16 protein-coding genes and 1 pseudogene are annotated in these 18,303 nt (G+C 74.2%); 9 read left to right on the top strand and 8 right to left on the bottom strand.

Annotation, left to right across the window (positions count from 1 at the left end):
- Positions 1-38 precede the first annotated feature (38 nt).
- From Q5762_RS05555 to Q5762_RS05565, 3 genes are read right to left on the bottom strand one after another with little or no spacing between them, the layout of a single operon-like run.
- On the bottom strand, positions 39-1,196 hold the full coding sequence (locus Q5762_RS05555; protein ID WP_315890824.1) for an asparaginase: 1,158 nt from the start codon (positions 1,194-1,196) through the stop codon (positions 39-41).
- A complete protein-coding gene (locus tag Q5762_RS05560) occupies positions 1,193-1,501 on the bottom strand; it encodes a chorismate mutase (protein ID WP_315890825.1) in 309 nt (102 codons plus the stop codon). Before Q5762_RS05560 ends, Q5762_RS05555 begins: the two co-directional genes overlap by 4 nt.
- An 11-nt stretch (positions 1,502-1,512) precedes the next feature.
- Positions 1,513-2,400, bottom strand: a complete 888-nt coding sequence (locus Q5762_RS05565) for an AraC family transcriptional regulator (RefSeq protein ID WP_315890826.1) — start codon at positions 2,398-2,400, stop codon at positions 1,513-1,515.
- Between the two features lie 83 nt (positions 2,401-2,483).
- On the opposite strand from Q5762_RS05565, the gene Q5762_RS05570 reads away from it, so the two are divergent.
- The gene (locus tag Q5762_RS05570; RefSeq protein WP_315890827.1) at positions 2,484-4,304 is read left to right on the top strand and encodes a beta-galactosidase; all 1,821 of its coding nucleotides are present in this window, start codon (positions 2,484-2,486) and stop codon (positions 4,302-4,304) included.
- Between the two features lie 212 nt (positions 4,305-4,516).
- Here Q5762_RS05570 and Q5762_RS05575 read toward each other — a convergent pair whose 3' ends face one another.
- Positions 4,517-5,299 (bottom strand): serine protease, encoded by a 783-nt coding sequence (locus Q5762_RS05575; protein WP_315890828.1) that lies wholly within the window; start codon positions 5,297-5,299, stop codon positions 4,517-4,519.
- Between the two features lie 160 nt (positions 5,300-5,459).
- Here Q5762_RS05575 and Q5762_RS05580 point away from each other — a divergent pair.
- From Q5762_RS05580 to Q5762_RS05615, 8 genes and pseudogenes are all read left to right on the top strand, one after another.
- Positions 5,460-6,341, top strand: a pseudogene (locus Q5762_RS05580) (hypothetical protein); the annotation flags it as partial.
- Positions 6,342-6,485: 144 nt separating this feature from the next.
- The gene (locus tag Q5762_RS05585; protein WP_315891094.1) at positions 6,486-8,354 is read left to right on the top strand and encodes an ankyrin repeat domain-containing protein; all 1,869 of its coding nucleotides are present in this window, start codon (positions 6,486-6,488) and stop codon (positions 8,352-8,354) included.
- A gap of 461 nt (positions 8,355-8,815) precedes the next feature.
- Positions 8,816-9,967 (top strand): extracellular solute-binding protein, encoded by a 1,152-nt coding sequence (locus Q5762_RS05590; RefSeq protein ID WP_315890829.1) that lies wholly within the window; start codon positions 8,816-8,818, stop codon positions 9,965-9,967.
- Between the two features lie 139 nt (positions 9,968-10,106).
- A complete protein-coding gene (locus Q5762_RS05595; RefSeq protein ID WP_315891095.1) occupies positions 10,107-11,000 on the top strand; it encodes an ABC transporter permease subunit in 894 nt (297 codons plus the stop codon).
- Positions 10,988-11,872, top strand: a complete 885-nt coding sequence (locus tag Q5762_RS05600) for an ABC transporter permease subunit (RefSeq protein ID WP_315890830.1) — start codon at positions 10,988-10,990, stop codon at positions 11,870-11,872. The genes Q5762_RS05595 and Q5762_RS05600 overlap by 13 nt, the downstream gene beginning before the upstream one ends.
- A complete protein-coding gene (locus Q5762_RS05605) occupies positions 11,872-12,945 on the top strand; it encodes an ABC transporter ATP-binding protein (RefSeq protein WP_315890831.1) in 1,074 nt (357 codons plus the stop codon). The genes Q5762_RS05600 and Q5762_RS05605 overlap by 1 nt, the downstream gene beginning before the upstream one ends.
- A complete protein-coding gene (locus tag Q5762_RS05610; protein ID WP_315890832.1) occupies positions 12,942-13,622 on the top strand; it encodes an HAD family phosphatase in 681 nt (226 codons plus the stop codon). Before Q5762_RS05605 ends, Q5762_RS05610 begins: the two co-directional genes overlap by 4 nt.
- Positions 13,623-13,647: 25 nt before the next feature.
- The gene (locus Q5762_RS05615; RefSeq protein ID WP_315890833.1) at positions 13,648-14,403 is read left to right on the top strand and encodes a GntR family transcriptional regulator; all 756 of its coding nucleotides are present in this window, start codon (positions 13,648-13,650) and stop codon (positions 14,401-14,403) included.
- Between the two features lie 70 nt (positions 14,404-14,473).
- Here Q5762_RS05615 and Q5762_RS05620 read toward each other — a convergent pair whose 3' ends face one another.
- The 4 genes from Q5762_RS05620 to Q5762_RS05635 all read right to left on the bottom strand — a co-directional run bounded on the left by Q5762_RS05620 (position 14,474) and on the right by Q5762_RS05635 (position 18,204).
- Positions 14,474-15,034: a phosphonate degradation HD-domain oxygenase gene (locus Q5762_RS05620; RefSeq protein ID WP_315890834.1), complete on the bottom strand. Its 561-nt coding sequence runs from the start codon at positions 15,032-15,034 to the stop codon at positions 14,474-14,476.
- Entirely contained in the window at positions 15,031-16,128 is a 1,098-nt protein-coding gene (locus tag Q5762_RS05625; RefSeq protein WP_315890835.1) for a TauD/TfdA family dioxygenase, read from the bottom strand. Before Q5762_RS05625 ends, Q5762_RS05620 begins: the two co-directional genes overlap by 4 nt.
- Before the next feature lie 70 nt (positions 16,129-16,198).
- Positions 16,199-17,689 (bottom strand): PE-PGRS family protein, encoded by a 1,491-nt coding sequence (locus tag Q5762_RS05630; protein ID WP_315890836.1) that lies wholly within the window; start codon positions 17,687-17,689, stop codon positions 16,199-16,201.
- 92 nt (positions 17,690-17,781) lie between these two features.
- Positions 17,782-18,204 carry a ribonuclease domain-containing protein gene (locus tag Q5762_RS05635; protein WP_315890837.1) on the bottom strand — a complete coding sequence of 141 codons (423 nt, stop codon included), beginning with the start codon at positions 18,202-18,204 and terminating at the stop codon, positions 17,782-17,784.
- Between the last annotated feature and the right edge of the window lie 99 nt (positions 18,205-18,303).

The raw sequence follows: 18,303 nt of genomic DNA on the forward strand, positions 1-18,303 counted from the left end.
TGAGAGCTCAGCGGTACGGGGTGGGGTTTGGGGTCGCTTCAGGCGAGGCCCGCGCCGGTGACGTGGGCGAAGGCGGCGGTGATGCCGGGGCGGTCGTAGCCCGTGGTGCTCTTGGCGCCGGTGGAGAGGAGGGCGTGGAGGAGGAGGCGGGCCTTGGCGGGGTCGAGCGGGCCGGCGGGGATCAGGCCGCGGTGCAGGACGTCGTGTTCGGAGCCGGGGCCCTTGTACGTGTGGGTGAGGGTCGCGCCGGCGCCCGTACGGGAGGCGAGGACGACGGGGATACGGCCGGCGAGCCGTTCCAGGGGTTCGACCAGCCAGGCCGGCACGTGGCCGGCACCGAAGGCGGCGAGGACGAGGCCGTCGAAGCGGGCGTCGACGGCTTCGAGGAGTTCTCCGCGGTCGCCAAGGGAGAGGGTGACGAGAGCGACCCGTACCGCCGGGTCGAAGTGGAGCGGGTGGATGGCGCTGGTGCCGGTGGGGCGCAGCAGGATCCGCGGCTCGCCCTCGACGACCGTGCCGAGCGGGCCCGCGCCCGGGGAGGCGAAGGTGGCGACGGAGGTGGTGTGCGTCTTGCGGACGTGGCGGGCGGCGTGGATCTCGTCGGCGAGGACGACGAGTACGCCGAGGCCCGCGCAGCCGGGGTCGGCGGCGACGGTGATCGCGGCGGCGAGGTTGGCGGGGCCGTCGGGGCCGGGCAGGTCGGGGCGGCGCATGGCGCCGGTGACGACGACGGGGCGGCTGGTCTCGCAGAGCAGGTCGAGGAGGAAGGCGGTCTCCTCCAGGGTGTCGGTGCCCTGGACCACGACGACGCCCGAGCCGGTGGCGACGGTCTCGCGGACCTCGTGGGCGAGGGCGGCGAGGTCGTCGAAGGTGAGGGAGGAGCTGGGGAGCCGCCGGAAGTCACGCAGCTCGACGTCGAGCCCGGCGGGGGCGGCGGGGGTGGAGGGGCCGGAGGGCCTGGTGGGGGCGGCGGGGCCGGCGGGGGCGGCGCTGGGGGCTCCCGTAGCGCCTGCGGCACCTGCGGCACCCGCCGCACCCGCCGCATCCGCCGCATCCGCGGAGACCCTCGCGCCTGTGCCCGTACCGCCGCCCGTCAGGCCCAGGCCCGCCAGGACCTCCGTGCCCGTCATGCGGGACGCGTCGCCGCCGCGGGCGGAGATGGTGCCTCCGAGGGTGAAGACGGTGACGCGGTTCATGGTTGTGCTCCGTCCGCGATGGTCTCGTGGTGGCGAATGACCTCGGCGATGATGAAGTTCAGGAGTTTCTCGGCGAACGCCGGGTCCAGTTTCGCGCTCTCGGCCAGTTCGCGCAGCCGGGCGATCTGGCGGCCCTCGCGCGCCGGGTCGGCGGGCGGCAGCTGGTGGCGGGCCTTGAGGACGCCGACCTGCTGGGTGCACTTGAAGCGTTCGGCGAGCATGTGGACGACCGCCGCGTCGATGTTGTCGATGCTTTCGCGCAGCCGGGTCAGTTCCGCGGTGACGGACTCGTCGATCTCACTCATGAGCAGCGAGCTTAGACGGGTCGGGTGGCGATCGTCGGTGGGTGTTCGGGATCCGGGATGCGGTTGCTCCAGCCGCCGGGGACGGTCCTGCCCTGCTGTTCGCGGAAGCGGACGGGGGCGGTGCCGACCCTGCGGGTGAAGAGCCGGGAGAAGTAGGCGGGGTCGTCGTAGCCGACGCGGCGGGCGACGGCGGCGACGGGCAGTTCGGTGGCGGCGAGGAGTTCCTTGGCGCGGCCGAGGCGGATGGTGAGCAGGTAGTCCTTGGGGCTGCAGCCGGCGGCGCGGCGGACGGCGGTACGGAGTTCGGCCTGGGTCATGCCGTGCCGGGCGGCGTGTTCGGCGACGGAGAGGGGTTGGAAGGCGTCGCGGGCGAGGGCGGTGAGGACGGGGTCGCCGTCGGCGTTGGTGTCGGCGCGGGCGCGGCGCAGGGCGACGAGGAGTTCGTGGACGGCGGCGCCGGTCTCGACCTCCAGGAGGGGGTTGCCCCGGCGGGCGGCGCGGGCGATGCGGGCGATGGCGGCCCGGGGTGCGGCGGCGTCGGAGAGGGGGACGACGGGCCGGTCGGGTTCGATGTAGCCGAGTTCGGTGTAGGTGGTGGTGGCGGGGCCGGCGAAGTCGACGAAGGCCTCGTCCCAGCCGGTGCCGGGGTCGGCGGAGTAGTGGTGGGGTACGCCGGGGGTGAGCCAGATGAGGGCGGGGGCGGTGATGGTGGTGCGGCGGCCGTCGGAGCCGCGGTACCAGCCGCTCCCGGCGCTGACGACGACGGCCACGTGGTGGTCGAGGGTGCGGGGGCCGACGGTGGGCAGGGCGCCGTGCTGGAGTCCGACGCCGAGGCAGACGAGGCCGAGGCGGTGGTGGACCGGGCTGGGCGTGAAGTAGCGCATCCAGGTGTGGTACATCGGCTGTGCCCCCTCTCTTCCGTCCAAACAGCGACGATCTTTGTCCATGGACCCCTCCGCCGCCAGAGGGCGAAGGTGAGGCCATGAGCACGTTCGCTGTGGGTGACGAGGACTTTCTTCTGGACGGCCGGCCGGTGCGGCTGCTGTCGGGGGCGTTGCACTACTTCCGGGTGCACGAGGAGCAGTGGGGTCATCGGCTGGGGATGCTCCGTGCGATGGGGCTCACGTGTGTCGAGACGTACGTTCCGTGGAACCTGTGCGAGCCGGAGCCCGGCCGGTATGGGGACCTGGCCGAACTGGGGCGGTTCCTGGACGCGGTGGCGGCGGCCGGGATGTGGGCGATCGTGCGGCCGGGGCCGTACATCTGCGCCGAGTGGGAGAACGGCGGGCTGCCGCACTGGCTGACGGGGCGGCTCGGGCGGCGGGTGCGGACGGACGACGCGGAGTATCTGGGGCATGTGGAGCGCTGGTTCCGGCGGTTGTTGCCGCAGGTGGTGGAGCGGCAGATCGGCCGGGGCGGGCCGGTGGTGATGGTGCAGGTGGAGAACGAGTACGGGAGTTACGGCTCGGACCAGGGGTATCTGCGCCGGGTCGCGGAGCTGCTGCTCGACTGCGGGGTGGAGGTGCCGCTGTTCACGTCGGACGGTCCGGAGGACCACATGCTGACGGGCGGGTCGGTGCCGGGGGTGCTTGCGACGGCGAACTTCGGTTCGGGGGCGCGGGAGGCGTTCGCGGTGCTGCGGCGGCATCGGCCGGCGGGGCCGTTGATGTGCATGGAGTTCTGGTGCGGCTGGTTCGACCACTGGGGTACGGAGCATTCCGTACGGGACGCGGTGGACGCGGCGGCGGCGCTGCGGGAGATCCTGGAGTGCGGGGCGTCGGTGAACGTCTACATGGCGCACGGCGGCACGAACTTCGCGGGCTGGGCGGGGGCGAACCGGGCCGGTGAGGCGCACGACGGGGAGTTGCGGCCGACGGTGACGTCGTACGACTACGACGCGCCGATCGACGAGGCGGGGCTGCCGACGGAGAAGTTCTGGCGGTTCCGCGAGGTGCTCGCGGAGTACGCGGAGGGTCCGCTGCCGGAGGTCCCGGAGCCGCCCGCGCGGATCGCGGGGCCGGTGGAGGGGGCTTGGGCGGAGTGGGCGCCGCTCGCGGAGGTGCTTGAGGTGCTCGGCGGCGAGGAGTCGGTGACGCCGATGCCGCCGACGTTCGAGGAGCTGGGGGTGGACCGGGGGTTGGTGCGGTACCGGCTGGAGGTGCCCGGGCCCCGGCAGCCGTATCCGCTGGTCGTGACCGGGTTGCGGGACCGTGCGGTGGTGTACGTGGACGGGGTGCGGGCGGGGGTGCTGACCGGGGAGGACGGGGCGCTGCCGGAGCCGGTGGCGGGGCCGGCGGTGGTGGAGCTGTGGGTGGAGTCCCTGGGGCGGGTCAACTACGGGCCCCGGCTGGCGGAACCCAAGGGGATCACGGGCGGGGTCCGGCACGAGCGGCAGTACGTGCACGGGGTACGGGCCCGGGGGCTGCGGCTGGACGCCGTCGAGGCGGGGGCGGTGGCGAAGGTGCCGTTCCGGCCGGTGGCGGCGGGGTCCGAGTCGGGGTCCGAGTCGGCGTCCGAGTCGGCGTCCGGGTCCGGGTCCGAAGGGGTGCGGCCGGCGGGTCCGGGGCTGTACCGGGCGGTGGTGGAGGTGGCGGGGGCGGGTGACGCGTCGCTGACCCTGCCGGGTGGGACGGGGGACATGCGGGGCTTCGTCTGGGTGAACGGTTTCTGTCTGGGCCGGTACTGGGGCGTGGGGCCGCAGGAGTCCCTGTACGTACCGGGCCCGGTCCTCCGGGAGGGCGCCAACGAGGTGTGGATCCTCGAACTGGAGGGCGGGGCGGGAGGATCGGTACGGCTCGCGTGAGGGTGGTGCGGGTACGGGGGCGGTCGCCCGTCCCCGTACCCGCGCCGGACGTCGGGGGCGAGTCCGGGGCGCGGTCACCCAGCACCCGGCCCCGTACCCGCCCGGGGTTGGGGTACGGGAGGCGGTGGGCCGTCCCGACCCCGGCCCGGGGTCGGGTCGGGTCGGGGTACGGCGGCGGTGGGTCGCCCCCGTACCTCTCCCCTACGGGACCGCTACAGCGTGGCCGCCGCGGACTTGATCTGGGCGGCGAAGGTCGAGACCTCGGTGTACACGCCGGGGTAGCCGGGGCGGGCGCAGCCCTCGCCCCAGCTCACGATGCCGACCTGGATCCAGGCGCCGGCGTTGTCGCGGCGGAACATCGGGCCGCCGGAGTCACCCTGGCAGGTGTCGACGCCGCCCTCGTTGAAGCCGGCGCAGATTTCCTCGCCCGGGACGAGGGAGGAGCCGTACGCGTCCTGGCAGTCGGCGTCCGAGACGAACGGGACGGTGGCCTTGCGCAGGTAGCGCTGCTGCGCGCCGCCCTCGCGGGTGGCGCCCCAGCCGGCGACGGTGAACGTACCGCTGTTGTACGCGGTGGTGTCGGCGATCTTGAGCGTGGGCACCGAGGTGATCGGCGAGGCCAGCTTGATCAGGGCCCAGTCCTTGCCGGTGCCGTTGTAGCCGGGCGCCTGGAGGACCTTGGTGGAGCGGACCTTGATCGCGGACGAGGAGTTCAGGTCCACGACTCCGACGGTGGCGGTGATGCTGGTGTTGTTGCCGGAACCGTTCACACAGTGGGCGGCGGTGAGGACGACCTGCGAGGTCAGCATCGAGCCGCCGCAGCCCATGGAGAGCCGGACCATCCAGGGGAACTCACCCTGGGCGGCGCGGGTTCCGCCGACGACCGGGGTGGGCGCGGCGAGGGCGTTGGTGGGCTGGAGGCTCACGGCGGCGAGGACGACGGCGCCGGCCGCGGCGAATCTCTGCAGGGCGCGGACGAACCTGTTCTTCTTCAAGTGTCTGCCTTTCGTGGGGGGTTGAGCCCTGATGGCATGCGCGCGTCAAGACTTGGTCCGGATTATGGACAGCGCCCGTCGGGGGCCACAAGGGCGCGATTTCGGCCAGGTCCGTACCGCTGCCCGGGCTCGTACAGTGGTGGAGGGAAGGGGGTGCGGCGTGCCGGACGGAAGTGGAGCCGACGCGGTCGTTCACGGGTTCCCGCACCTCGCCACGGTCCGGGCCTCGATCACCGCGCTGTACCGCCGGCTCTCGGCGGACGGGGTGCGGCAGTACGGGTCGAGCGTGCCGGCGGCGGCCGTGGCCTTCACCGACGAGGAGGACCTCCACCTCGGGGCGCAGCGGGTGGCCCGGGCCCTCGTGCACCACCTGCGGCTGCCCGAGGCGCGGATGATCGTGAGCTTCCGGGAGATGCAGCACGCGGCGAGCGTCGAACTGGCGGCGGGTCCCGAGTACTTCGTGGAGCTGAACGACCGCTTCTGCCGGCACCGCGGGGACGTGGGCGCGGCGCTCGCCCATGAGATCACGCACGTGCTGCTGCACCGCCTCGACCTCGGCTTCCCCGGCACCCGGGACAACGAGATCCTCACCGATGTGGTGACCACCTATCTGGGGGCGGGCTGGCTGCTGCTCGACGCGTTCCGGGAGGACGGGATGTCGAGCCAGAAGCTGGGTTACCTGACGCCGGAGGAGTTCGGGTACGTGCTGGCCAAGCGGGCGGAGGTGTTCGGCGAGGACCCCTCGCCGTGGTTCACCAGCGCGCGGGCGTACGAGGCGTGGGGCCGGGGGCGGGAGGAGGCGGCGCGGGACGCCCGGCGGCCCCCGCTGGCGGCGGCGGGGTGGGCGGCGCGGCACCGGTACGCGAAGGACCGCCGCTACGGGCGGGCGGCGGCGGACGCGCCGTACGCCTTCGAGGGGAGCGGGTCCTCGGCGCGGGTGTCCTTCCCGTGCCCGGTGTGCCGACAGCGGCTGCGGGTACCGGCGGGGCGGCGGGTTCGCGCCAGGTGCGGGGTGTGCGGGACGGTCCTGGAGTGCGACGGGTGGGGGGCGGGGTGTCGTCGGGGGTGGCGCCGTGGCTGCCGTCCGGGCCGGACGTCCGGGCCGTCGTCCGGGCTGCTGTCGGGGCTGCTGTCGGGGCCACCAACCCATTTGCGTCGCCCTGCCCTGGCGGGTCAAGGTCGGGTCATGAGCACGTTGTTCGACGCGATACACGAGGGTGACGACGCCGTGGTGCGCGCCCTGCGGGCCGGGACGTCCCCCGAGACCGACGACGAAGGGGAGACCGCGCTGTACCGGGCGGCCGTCGCGAACGAGCCCGGGGTGGTACGGCTCCTGCTGGCCGCCGGGGCGGATCCCGCGCGGGGCAGTGGGGAGGAGGCGGGGGACCTGCCGCTGTGCGGGGCGGCCTGTGGCGGGCACGCGGAGGTGGTGCGGGCGCTGCTGGCCGCGGGGGCGGCGGCGGACCAGGCGGAGGCGTACGGGTTCACGGCCCTGGACTGGGCCGTGCGGCTCGGGCACGCGGAGACGGTACGGCTCCTGCTCGCCCACGGCGCGGCGCCGAGCCGACCGGGCCCCGACGGCCTCCCGCCGCTGGTGGCGGCGGCGCGTCGCGGCTCGACCGCGAGCGTACGGGCCCTCCTGGAGTACGGCGCCGGCCCGGCGGAGGACGCACTGCGCGAGGCACGGCGCTGGATCGGCGTGGACATCGAGGAAGAACTGCGGCGCGGCCTGCTCGCGATGGCGAGCGGGGACGACGGGTCGGAGAGCGGGGACGACGCGCTGGGGCGCGGGGACGACGGGTCGGGGAGCGGGGACGAGGCGCTGGGGCGCGGGGGCGACGGGTCCGCCGACGGGGACAACTGGCTGGGGTCGACAGGGTCGGGGGCGGGGCCCGAGTCGGGGCCCTGGCCCGGGGCGGCGGGGCCAGGGGCGGAATCCGGGGCGGGGTCGGGGTCCGACCCGGCGCCTTGGCCCGGGCCGGGGTCGCGGTCCGACCCCGGGCCCTGGTCCGGGTCGGGATCCGGGTTTGAGCCCAGGCCCGAGTCAGGGCCCTGGGCCGGTTCCGGGTCGGGAGCCGGCTTCGGGGCGGCGTCGTCGGCGAGCTCCTCCGGGTCCGGACCCGGCGCTGGATCGGGGTCCCGTTCCGGGGGCGGGGTTCCGGAGACCGTTGTGCGGCGGGTGCGGGAGGACGGTGGGGTGACCGTCGTCGTCGACGTGCTGCGGGCCGATGGCGCGCCGAGCAGCGGTAACGAGCAGCAGACCGGGCATGCGGCCATCGCGACGCTGCTGGAGCGCGCGCTGGGGGTACGGGTGCCGCACGAGGAGCTTGCGGGGCGGGCCCTTCGCTGCGGGGACCCGGACCTGGACGACTGGAAGGAGGCGGTCCGCGCGCTGGGCGCCCGCGACGACGAGGAGACCTTCCGGGTCGCCTCCGCCTGGTGCCTCTCCGGCGACCCGATGCGCCGCGCCCTGGGCGCCCGCGTGCTCGGCGCCCTCGCCCGCTTCACGCGCCGGGGCCTCCCGGTCCTGCGCCGCATGGCGGCGGAGGCGGCACGCGGCACCGCCCGCGAGCCCGCGCTCTCCGTCGTCGTCGCCCTCGGGCAGTACGGCGAGTCGGAGGCGCTGCCCGAGATGCTGGGCCTTGCCGCGCATCCCGACGTCGAGGTGCGGCGGGCGCTCGGGTGCGCGCTCACCGGGCCCGTACCCGCCGGGGACCCGGTGGCCGTGGCGACGCTGGTCGCGCTGAGCCGGGACCACGACCATGGCGTACGGGACTGGGCGACCCTCGCGCTCGCGGAGGTGCCCGAGGACACGCCCGTCCTGCGGGAGGCGCTCGCCGCCCGGCTCGCGGACGACGACGAGGACGCGGTGGCCGAGGCGGCCCGGGGCCTGGCGATGCGTCAGGATCCGCGCGCGGTGGAGGTGCTGGCGGCCATCCTCGCCGACGGGGACCCGGAGAGCGCCGCACGCGACACCGCGCTCGCCGCCGTCGAGTACATCAAGGACCCCCGGGTCAGGACCCGTCTGGAGTGGACGGCCCCGCGATGTCGTTGACCGCCGCCCACGCGCACGCCATCGGGGGGCGGGTCGTCGCGCCGCTCGGCCCCAGGTAGGCCTCCCCCGCCGAGAAGTTCCCGGCCGCGTACAGGCCTTCGCGCGCCACCCGCGCGTCGCCGTCCGTGACCGGTCGCAGGCGTACGTCCGGTCAAGAGCCGGTGGCCTCCGCCCCGCGCCCGTACGGTCCGCCCGTCTGGGTCGGCGCCCGACACGGTCTGCCGGTGGTGCGGTTCCCGATGGGCCGGAACGGGTGGGTCCGGAATCGGGGACCCGCCGACGCCCGGCAGGCCCCCCGACGCGCCCCAACTCGCCAGTAACCCGTTCCGCCGGGGAATCGCAGGCCGTACTTCGCCTCTCGTTCACCGACGGGTCACCCCGACCCCCCGTAATGCAGGAGTTGTATGGACAACAGTTGTTCATACATCTTGGCCCCGCTCCCCTTCCCTCATGGAGTACGCGTGACCTCCCCTGCCCGCGCCGCCGTCCTGCTCGGCGCCCTCGGTCTCACCGCCCTGACGCTCACCGCCTGTGGCGCCGCCCCCACCAAGAGCGCCGCCGGCGCCGACGGGAAGAACCTCGCCACCGCCACCTCCGCCACCGAAGCCGGCGGCATGGACGCCCTCGTCGCCGCCGCGAAGAAGGAGGGCACGCTCAACGCGATCGCCATCCCGCGCGACTGGGCGAACTACGGCGCGATCATCGACGGCTTCACCGCCAAGTACGGCATCAAGGTGAACGTCGAGAACCCCGACGGCTCCAGCCAGGACGAGATCAACGCGGTGAAGTCCCGCAAGGGCCAGGACCGTGCCCCCGACGTCCTGGACCTCGGCGCCTCCTTCGCCCAGGCCGCCGGCGAGCAGGGCCTGACCGCCCCGTACAAGGTCGCCGCGTTCGACAAGATCCCCGAGACGCAGCGCGACGTCGACGGCCGCTGGTTCAACGACTACGGCGGCTACGTCTCCATCGGCTGTGACGCCAAGCGCGTCAAGGTCTGCCCGCAGACCTTCGCCGACCTGCTCAAGCCCGAGTACAAGGGCAAGGTCGCCCTCAACGGCAACCCGACCAAGTCGGGCTCGGCCTTCGGCGGCGTGTACGCGGCGTCGCTCGCCAACGGCGGCTCGTTCGACGACATCAAGCCGGGCATCGACTTCTTCGGCAAGCTGAAGAAGAACGGCAACTACAACCCGGTCGAGTCGACCCCCGCCACGATCGAGAAGGGCGAGACGCCCATCTCGATCGACTGGGACTACCTGAACGCCGGTTACGCCCAGCAGTTCTCGTCCAAGGGCATCGACTGGAAGGTCTCCGTCCCCTCGGACGGCGTCTACGCCCAGTTCTACTCGCAGGCGATCAACAAGGACGCCCCGCACCCGGCCGCCGCGCGGCTGTGGCAGGAGTACCTGTACAGCGCCGAGGGTCAGAACCTGTGGCTCAAGGGCCACGCCCGGCCCGTGCTGATGCCGGCCATGGAGGCCGACGGCACGATCGACAAGGCGGCCGCCGCGGCGTTGCCGAAGGTCGCCGGCACGCCGAAGTTCCCCACCGAGCAGCAGACCGCGAAGGCCAAGGAGACCCTGTCGCAGGGCTGGGCCGCGGCCGTCTCCGGGTGACACCTCGATGATTCCGCACTCCTCCACCGCCTCGTCCGGGTCCGCCGGCGCGCCCACCGCGCGCCCGGCGGCCCCGGCGGGGCCCGTCCCCGCCGACGGTACGGCCGATGCCGTGGCCGCCGGGGCCGCCGGTTCCCCCATGACCGACGACCTCGCCACGGCCCCGGCTCCCGCCCCCGCCAAGGCCCCCCGTGCCCGCACCCCGCGCCGCCGGTCCCTCGGCTGGCTCGCCGCCCTCCCGCTGCTGCTGCTCGTCGCGCTCGCCTTCGGGCTGCCCGCGCTCGCCATGACCGACGGTGCCTTCACCGTCGCCGACGGCGGGTACGGCCTCGACAACCTGTCGCGGTCCGTGGACGGCGCGTACGCCACCGCCCTGCTCGGCAGCGTCAAGCTCTCCGCGCTCACCGCCGCCGTCGGCACGGTCTTCGGGCTGCTGCTCGCCCAGGCCGTGGTCTCCTCGCGCGGCCGGGCGCTGCGCGAGGCGGTCCTCACCGCGTCCGGGGTGCTCGCCAACTTCGGCGGCGTCCCGCTCGCCTTCGCCTTCGTCGCCACCCTCGGCAACGCGGGCGTGCTCACCACCGAGTTCGGCCTGGACGAGCACGGCTGGTCGCTGTACGGGTTCTGGGGCCTCACCCTGACCTACCTGTACTTCCTGGTGCCGCTGATGGTGCTGACCGTGGCGCCCGCGCTCGACGGACTGCGCGTCCAGTGGCGCGAGGCGGCCCACGACAACGGCGCGACGACCTGGCAGTACTGGCGCCACGTCGGCATCCCCGTCCTGCTGCCCTCGCTCCTCGGCGGTTTCGTGCTGCTCTTCGGCAGCGCGTTCGCCGCGTACGCGACGGCCGCGGCGATGGTCGGCAGCTCCGTGCCGCTGGTCACCCTGCAGATCGCGGACGCGCTCTCGGGCAACGTCCTGGTCGGCCAGGAGAACGTGGCGCTCGCGCTGAGCCTCGACATGGTCGTGGTCGCGGCGCTCGTGATGGCCGTCCACCTCCCCCTCCAGCGAAGGAGCACCCGATGGCTCGCCTAGGACGTCCCGTCGTCCTCCTGGTCGCGGGGGTCTACTTCCTGGTGCCGCTGCTCGCGTCCGCCGTGTTCACCGTGGACATCCCCGGGCAGGGGCTCACCCTCTCCTCGTACACCCGGATCTTCGCGGCGCCCGGTTTCACCGGCAGTCTGCTGCTCTCGCTCGGGCTCGCGGCGGCGACCGTCGCGCTGGTCCTCCTGGTCACCATCCCGGCGGCGGTCGCGGCCCGGCTCTCCGCGCCCCGGCTGCGGCCGGTCCTGGAGGTCGTGTGCACGCTGCCGCTGGTGGTGCCGCCGGTGGCGCTGACCGCCGGGCTCGGGACCGTACTGCGCTGGGGTCCGGAGCACCTGTCCACGACCCCGCTTTACCAGACCTTCGTGGCCGTGCAGAACCCGGACTTCCCCTTCGTCCTGGTCCTCGCGTACGCCGTGATGGCGCTGCCGTTCGTCTACCGGGCGCTCGACGCGGGGCTGCGCTCCGTCGACCTGCGCACGCTGGTGGAGGCCGCCCGGGACTGCGGGGCGTCCTGGCCCCGCGCGCTGTTCTCGGCGGTGCTGCCCAATCTGCGCGGCGCGCTCCTGAACGCCTCGTTCCTGACGCTCGCGCTGGTGCTCGGCGAGTTCACGGTCGCCTCGCTGCTCGGCTTCCAGCCGTTCGCGGTGTGGATCGTGCAGGCGTCCGGCTCCGACGCGCGGCTTTCGGTGGCGGTGTCGCTGCTGAGCCTGCTGCTGACCTGGGTGCTGCTGCTCGCGCTGACCACCGTGGGCAACCGCCGCCGTCGCGCGCCCCGCGCGTCGCGTGGGGCCGCGTCCGGCTCTTCCCGTCCGTCCGAAGCCGCCGCGGTCTCCGCGGCTTCCCTAGGAAAGACCTCCTGATGACCGTGACCGACACCTCCGTCCGGACCGGGGCGGCTCTCCAGCTGCGCGGTCTGCGCCGGTCCTTCGGCTCCGCCGTCGCCCTCGACGGCCTCGACCTCGATGTCGCGCCCGGTGAACTCCTCGCCCTGCTCGGCCCGTCCGGCTGCGGCAAGACGACCGCGCTGCGCGTGCTGGCCGGCTTCGAGCGCCCCGACGAGGGTCAGGTGCTGCTCGACGGCGAGGACATCGTGCCGGTGCCCGCCAACCGCCGTGACACGGCGATGGTGTTCCAGTCGTACAGCCTCTTCCCGCACCTCACGGCCGCCGACAACGTGGCCTTCGGGCTGAAGATGCGCAAGGTGCGGACGGCCGAGCGGCGTGCCCGCGCCGCCGAGCTGCTGGAGCTCGTGGGGCTCGCGGGGCACGGCGACCGTTTCCCGCACCAGCTTTCCGGTGGTCAGCAGCAGCGGGTCGCGCTGGCCCGCGCGCTGGCGCTGCGCCCCCGGCTGCTGCTGCTCGACGAGCCGCTGTCGGCGCTCGACGCGCAGGTGCGGGTGACGCTGCGGGAGGAGATCCGCCGGCTCCAGCTGGAGCTGGGCATCACCACCGTCTTCGTCACCCACGACCAGGAGGAGGCGCTGTCGATGGCCGACCGGGTCGCGGTGATGAGCAACGGCCGGCTCGAACAGTGCGCCACTCCCACGGAGTTGTACGAGCGGCCGGCGACGGACTTCGTCGCGGAGTTCATCGGCACCATGAACCGGGTGCCGGGCCGGGCCGTCGACGGCGGCGGTCAGGTCGAGGTGCTCGGCGTGACGCTGACGGTCGAGGAGCCGGCTGGGCGCACCGGGGACGTACGGGTGCTGCTGCGGCCGGAGGCGCTTGAGGTGACGGCGGGCGGGCCCGCCCAGGTCACCGGCACCTCGTTCCACGGGCCTACGACCCGGCTGCGGATCGCGCTGCCCGACGGTACGGACGTCAAGGCGGACGTCCCGACGCACGCGGCGGCCGGGCTCACCCCGGGCACGGCCGTCTCCGTCCGTCCCCAGCCCCGCCCCGTGCTCCTCTCCTCCACCGGCGGTGCCGCATGAGCGACACGAACCGGCCGCCGGGCGGACGGCGGCTGCAGGCGGTCCTCTTCGACATGGACGGCACGCTCGTCGACACCGAGGGCGTCTGGCTCGACGTCGTCGAGTCGGCCGCCGTGCGCCGGGGCCGGACCCTGGACGCCGAGCGGCGTACGGCCGTGACGGGCCGGTCGGTCGAGGACACGGCGGACCTGCTGCACGCCCATCTGGGCACCTCCACCGAGGAGTTGGCCGCGGAGCTGGGCGCGGACTTCGCCGCCCGGCTCGCGGTGGCGGCGGCGCCCCGCCCGGGCGCGCTGCGGCTGCTCGCCGCGTTGCGCGCGAGCCGGGTGCCGACGGCGCTGGTCTCGGCCTCGCCCCGGGCGGTCGTCGCCCAGGTGGCGAGCACCCTGGACGGGCACCGGTTCGACGCGCTGTTCGGCGCCGAGGACACCGTGCGGACGAAGCCGGAGCCCGACCCGTACCTGGCGGCGGCCGACGCGCTCGGCGCCGAACCCGCGCGGTGCGTGGCGGTGGAGGACAGTCCGACGGGGGTCGCCTCGGCCGTCGCCGCGGGCTGCCGGGTCCTGGCCGTACCGTCGACGGAACCGCTGGTGGACTTCGCGGGAACCGAAGGTGTCACGCTGGCGGGCTCGTTGACCGAGGTCGACCCCGAGCTGCTGAACTCCCTGGTCGGGTGAGCCGCGTGCATGACAGGGTGGGCCTGTGAGTGAGGAACGGGGCAGGACTCCGCTGTATCTGAAGGTCGCCGCGGATCTGCGGACCGCCATCACGGCGGGTGAGTACGGCTCGGGTGCGAAGCTGCCCGCGGAGGACGAACTGGCGCGCCGGTACGGCGTGTCCCGGGGTACGGTCCGGCAGGCGCTGGCCGCGCTGCGCACCGACGGTCTGATCACCTCGCGGCGCGGTTCGCGCCGGGTGGTGCTCGGCGGGCCGCGGCTGCACAGCTTCGGGGAGCTGCGCTCGTTCACGCGGTGGGCGCGGTCCCTCGGCGAGGAGCCGGGTGGCCGGATCGTTGCGGTGGACCGGGTGCCGGCGGACGCGGAGGAGGCGGAGAAGCTGCGCGTCGAGGAGGGCGCTCCGGTCTTCCGGGTGCGCCGGCTGCGGACGCTCGCGGGGACGCCGGTGATGGTGGAGCGGACGACGTATCCGGAGCGGATCGGGGAGCTGGTGGCCGGGATGCCGCTGGACACGGTCTCGCACTCGGAGCAACTGGAGCTGCACGGCGTGCTGTTCGCGGACGCCCGGCACACCATCGACCTGGTGCCGGCGGACGCGGACGACGTGGAGTTGCTCGGCTGCCGGGCCGGGGAGTCGCTGCTGCGGGAGCGGCGGCACTCCACGGACCCGGCGGGGAATCCGGTGGAGTGGTCGCAGGACCGCTATCTGCCGGGGACGGTGGCGTTCACGATGCAGAGCTCGACGGCGACGAGCGCGCTGGGGCGCAGGCTCGGCGCCTGACGTTCGTAAGCACATATACGTCTGAACCCGGGGTCGGGGGGCCCCGGGTTCAGACGTATGCGGGCCCGTGTCACTCCGCGCGGAGCAGCCCGGCCAGCAGCGGGCGGAAGTGGTCGAAGCCGGGGGTCGGCAGCTCGGGGTCCTTCGCCTGCTCGTCCCAGCGGCGTACGGCGACGGCGTCGGCCGCGCCCGGGTGGGCCTCGAAGGCGCGCGCCTGCTCCGCGGTCATCGGCCCGCCCTGGACGGCCAGGGTGTGCACGGAGGCCTCGGAGAGGAGGGCGAAGTAGTCCGGCTCGACGGCGCACAGGTACCGCTTGGCGGCGACGTGCAGCCGTACGGGTTCGGTGACTTCGGGCCCGAACCACTGGTCGAGCCAGTCGGCGCCGGTGTGGCTGTGCCGGTTGTCGGTGCCGTTCTCCATCAGGTCGCGGCCGGTGACGGCGCCCTGGAAGTGGCCGACGTCGTGCAGGAGCGCGGCGGCGACCAGGTGCGCGGGGGCGCCGGCGGCCTCGGCGAGGGCACCGGCCTGGAGCATGTGCTCGGCCTGGGTGACGGCCTCGCCGAAGTACTCGGCGCTGCCCTCGCCCTCGAAGAGCCCGGCGAGGGTGGCCAGCGGGTCGACGGGATTCACTTCGCGGTCTCCTGTCGGCGCAGGACGGCGAGGGTGGAGACGAGCCCGTCGATGTCGGCGTACGCGCCCTGGAGGTGCCGGTCGCCGGACTCGGCGAAGGCCGTACGGGCGTGCAGCAGCCGGGTGTTGTCGAAGATCAGGCAGTCGCCGGGGGCGAGCCGGAAGTCCAGCTGAAGCTCCGGCCGCAGCAGCAGCTCGCCGAAGCGCCGGTACGCGGCGTAGAAGGCGTCGAGCACGTCGGCGGGCAGGCTCAGCGTGCCGATGGAGCGGTTGTTGAAGCGGATCTCGCGGAGCCGGCCGGTCGGGTCGGTGCCGATCAGCGGCCGGTGGGCGCGGAGTTCGGTGCGCTCGTCGGCGAAGGCGAACGGAACGGGGACGCGGGTGAGGATCTCGTACGCCTCCGGGTCCTCGGTGCGCAGCAGCGCGGCGGCGTGGAAGCCGTCGACGAGGCCGGAGTCGCCGCCCTGGGCCGCGTTGGTGAGGCAGTGAAGCAGCTGCAGGGTGGGGACCGGGTCGCGGTAGGGGTTGTCGGTGTGCGGGGTGATCCGGGCCCCGGTGAAGGCGAGGTTGTTCGGGTCGGCCTCGACCCGGACCTCGAAGAGCTCCCCGTAGTTGGTCTCCCGTACGTAGCCGAAGGTGCGGGCCACGTCGAGGACCTGCCGGTCGCGCACCGGGACTCCGCGCAGCAGGACGAAGCCGAGGCGCAGGACGGAGTCGAGGGCGTCGGCGCGGACGGCCGGGTCGGTGGTGTACGCGTCCCAGTCGGCCTCGGGGAGCCCGCCGTCGAAGCGGTCCGCGGCCCACAGTTCCTTGTCGTCCTCGGTGCGGCCGTCGCCCGGGGCGGCGGGCGCGCCGGGGAGGTGGGCGCCCAGCCAGCTCTCGGCGTAGACGGAGCGGTGGCCGTCGGGGGCCCAGACGACCTCGCGGGCGGGGGCGCCGTCGGGGGTGCGGGTGTCGTGGACGGTGTCGACGGCGAGCGCGGCGGGAAGTTCCGTGATCTGGAACAGCTTCTGGCCGTTGCGGGGGTCGCGGCACTGGGCGCAGGGGCAGTTGTCGCGCAGCCAGAACGGCGGTGCGGTGGCGAGGGACGCCATGACTCTCTCCAAGTTGTACAGACAACTTTCGTTTCCGTCGGGAGCCTCGCAGCCATGGATGGCCAAGGGGTTACGGGCAGCCCAACAGCCGTTCCGCCACCCGCTCGGCCAGCAGGTCGGCCATCCGCTCCATCACCGGCACGGGAAGTGCGGGGTTCACCGTCGCGCCGTAGGCGGTCTCCCGGTCGCGCAGCAGCCGCAGCAGCACGTCCTGCGGGAGGGCGGGGTTGCGGGCGGCCCGGGCCCGCACCGACCCCTCCGGGTCGCCGAGCAGCCGTACCGCCGACTCGGGCGCGAGCCGCGGGTCCTCCGCCGCGTCCTGCCGTACCTCCTCGGACGCGTCCCGGCTGAACGCCTCGACCAGCTCGGCCGTGGACTCCGGGTCGCTCAGGGCGAGTCGGCGGAGCCTCGGGTTCGGGTCGGTGGCGTAGCGGAGGAGTCCGGCGCGCGGGAAGTCGGGGTGGGTGCGCGGCCGGCCGGGGAAGGAGAGGCTGCCGTCCCACCAGTGCCAGACCTCCAGGAGCATGTCCGGGGGCGCGTCGTCGCAGGATTCGGCGAGGAAGAGCCGTACGACCCGGTCCTCGTCGCGGGCGAGGCGTTCGACGACGTCCGGTGGCAGACGCCGGGCGCGGGCCACGCTGCTGCGGACGAACGGATGGCTTGAGGCGGCGAGCCGGCGCATGGCGTCGGGGTCGTCGTGGAGTGCGGCGACCCAGGGCACCACATAGGGGTGCCTGGCACCGGGCTCGATGTCGACGCGGACGGCGGCCCGCTGCTCCTCGGTCAGGTCGGCCCGCACCGCGACGGTCTGCCGGACCCATTCGTCCTCGTCCTCGGCGAGGACGGCGACCGCCGCCGGATCGAGCCGGGGGTTCTCCGCCAGTCTTTCCCGGACGTCCCGGTCCTCGTGCACGGCGAGGCGCGCGGTCAGGGCGGGCACGAGCCGACAGCCGTCCAGGGCCTTGCCGTCCGTGCCGCCGAGCCGCTCGAACCCGGCCTCGTCCAGCGGGTGGTCGTGGTGGTGGCGCAGGAGCGCGGCGGTGCGGACGTGCTCGTCGGGGTCGGTGAGCAGCCCGTCCCGTACGGACGGAGGGAGGTGCGGCCAGGCTGGGGCGCAGGCGGCGGCACGGACTGCGGGCGCGGGGTCGGCGGCGAGAGCGTGGAGCAGGGGCGCGGGCAGTCCGGGCAACCGGGCGGCTTCGGCCCGGACCAGCGGGGAGGTGTCGGCGGCGACCTTCTCGTACCCGGGGTCGGTCAGCGGTGCGCCCCGGTCGGCGGCGATCTCCACGAACAAGGCCCGTCGCGCAGCGCTCCGTTCCGCGAGGGCGAGCCGGGTCCACTGGTCGGCGGTCAGCTCGCGCCCGAACTCGGCGAGCCGGCCGCGTACGTTCCGGTCGGGGTGGTCGACGGCGGCGTCGAGGACGGCGGGCGGCAGGTCCTGACGCGAGACGAACGAGGGGTCGATGTCGAGCAGCCGGATCAGCAGATCCACCGGGGCCGCCCGGTTGAAGCCGAGGAAGTCCCAGCCGTGGACCGGCTTCCCCAGATCGTCGAAGGTCATGGGCACCATCGTGCCCGGTCCGCGGCCGGCCGGCGTGGGGGAAGGTCCGGCCGCGGACCGGGGGCTGATGGGGTCGCCCGGGTCGGCCCGGGTCAGCAGCCCTGGTCGACGAGGTCGAACGAGGCGTAGTGGTCGGCCGTGTAGTAGTCCTCCTGGGAGGACTCACCGGTCACGATGCGGCGCGCGCCACGGGCCTCGGAGCCGGGGGTCTTGACCGTGTACTCGTGGTAGTAGCCGAGGGAGTGGGCGGGCAGCAGCCGCTCACGGTTCTGGAAGACGCTGCCGTCCTGGCGGTACGGGAAGGGGCCGCCCTGCTCGATCAGGCGGAGGGTGTCGCGGGCCTGGGAGGGGAGGTCGGAGTAGCAGATGTCGCCGACGGCGGCGGCCGAGAAGGCGGCGGAGGCGGCCGGGGCGGAGGCGGGGGCGACGACCGCGGTGGCCGGGGCGCCGAGGAGCAGCGTCGACACGAGGGCGGCGGCGCCGCCGATGACGGTGATGCGGTGGGGGATCCTCATGGCTCGATGATGACGCGCGTAGAAGTGCCTTCGACAGCCCAACTCCCTTCATTTCTCCGGACGTTAACTTCACCCGCGCGTTGTGGGGAAGGCGTGTAC

Origin of the sequence: Streptomyces sp. P9(2023), assembly GCF_032436795.1 — a bacterium.
Classification (GTDB): Bacteria; Actinomycetota; Actinomycetes; order Streptomycetales; family Streptomycetaceae; genus Streptomyces.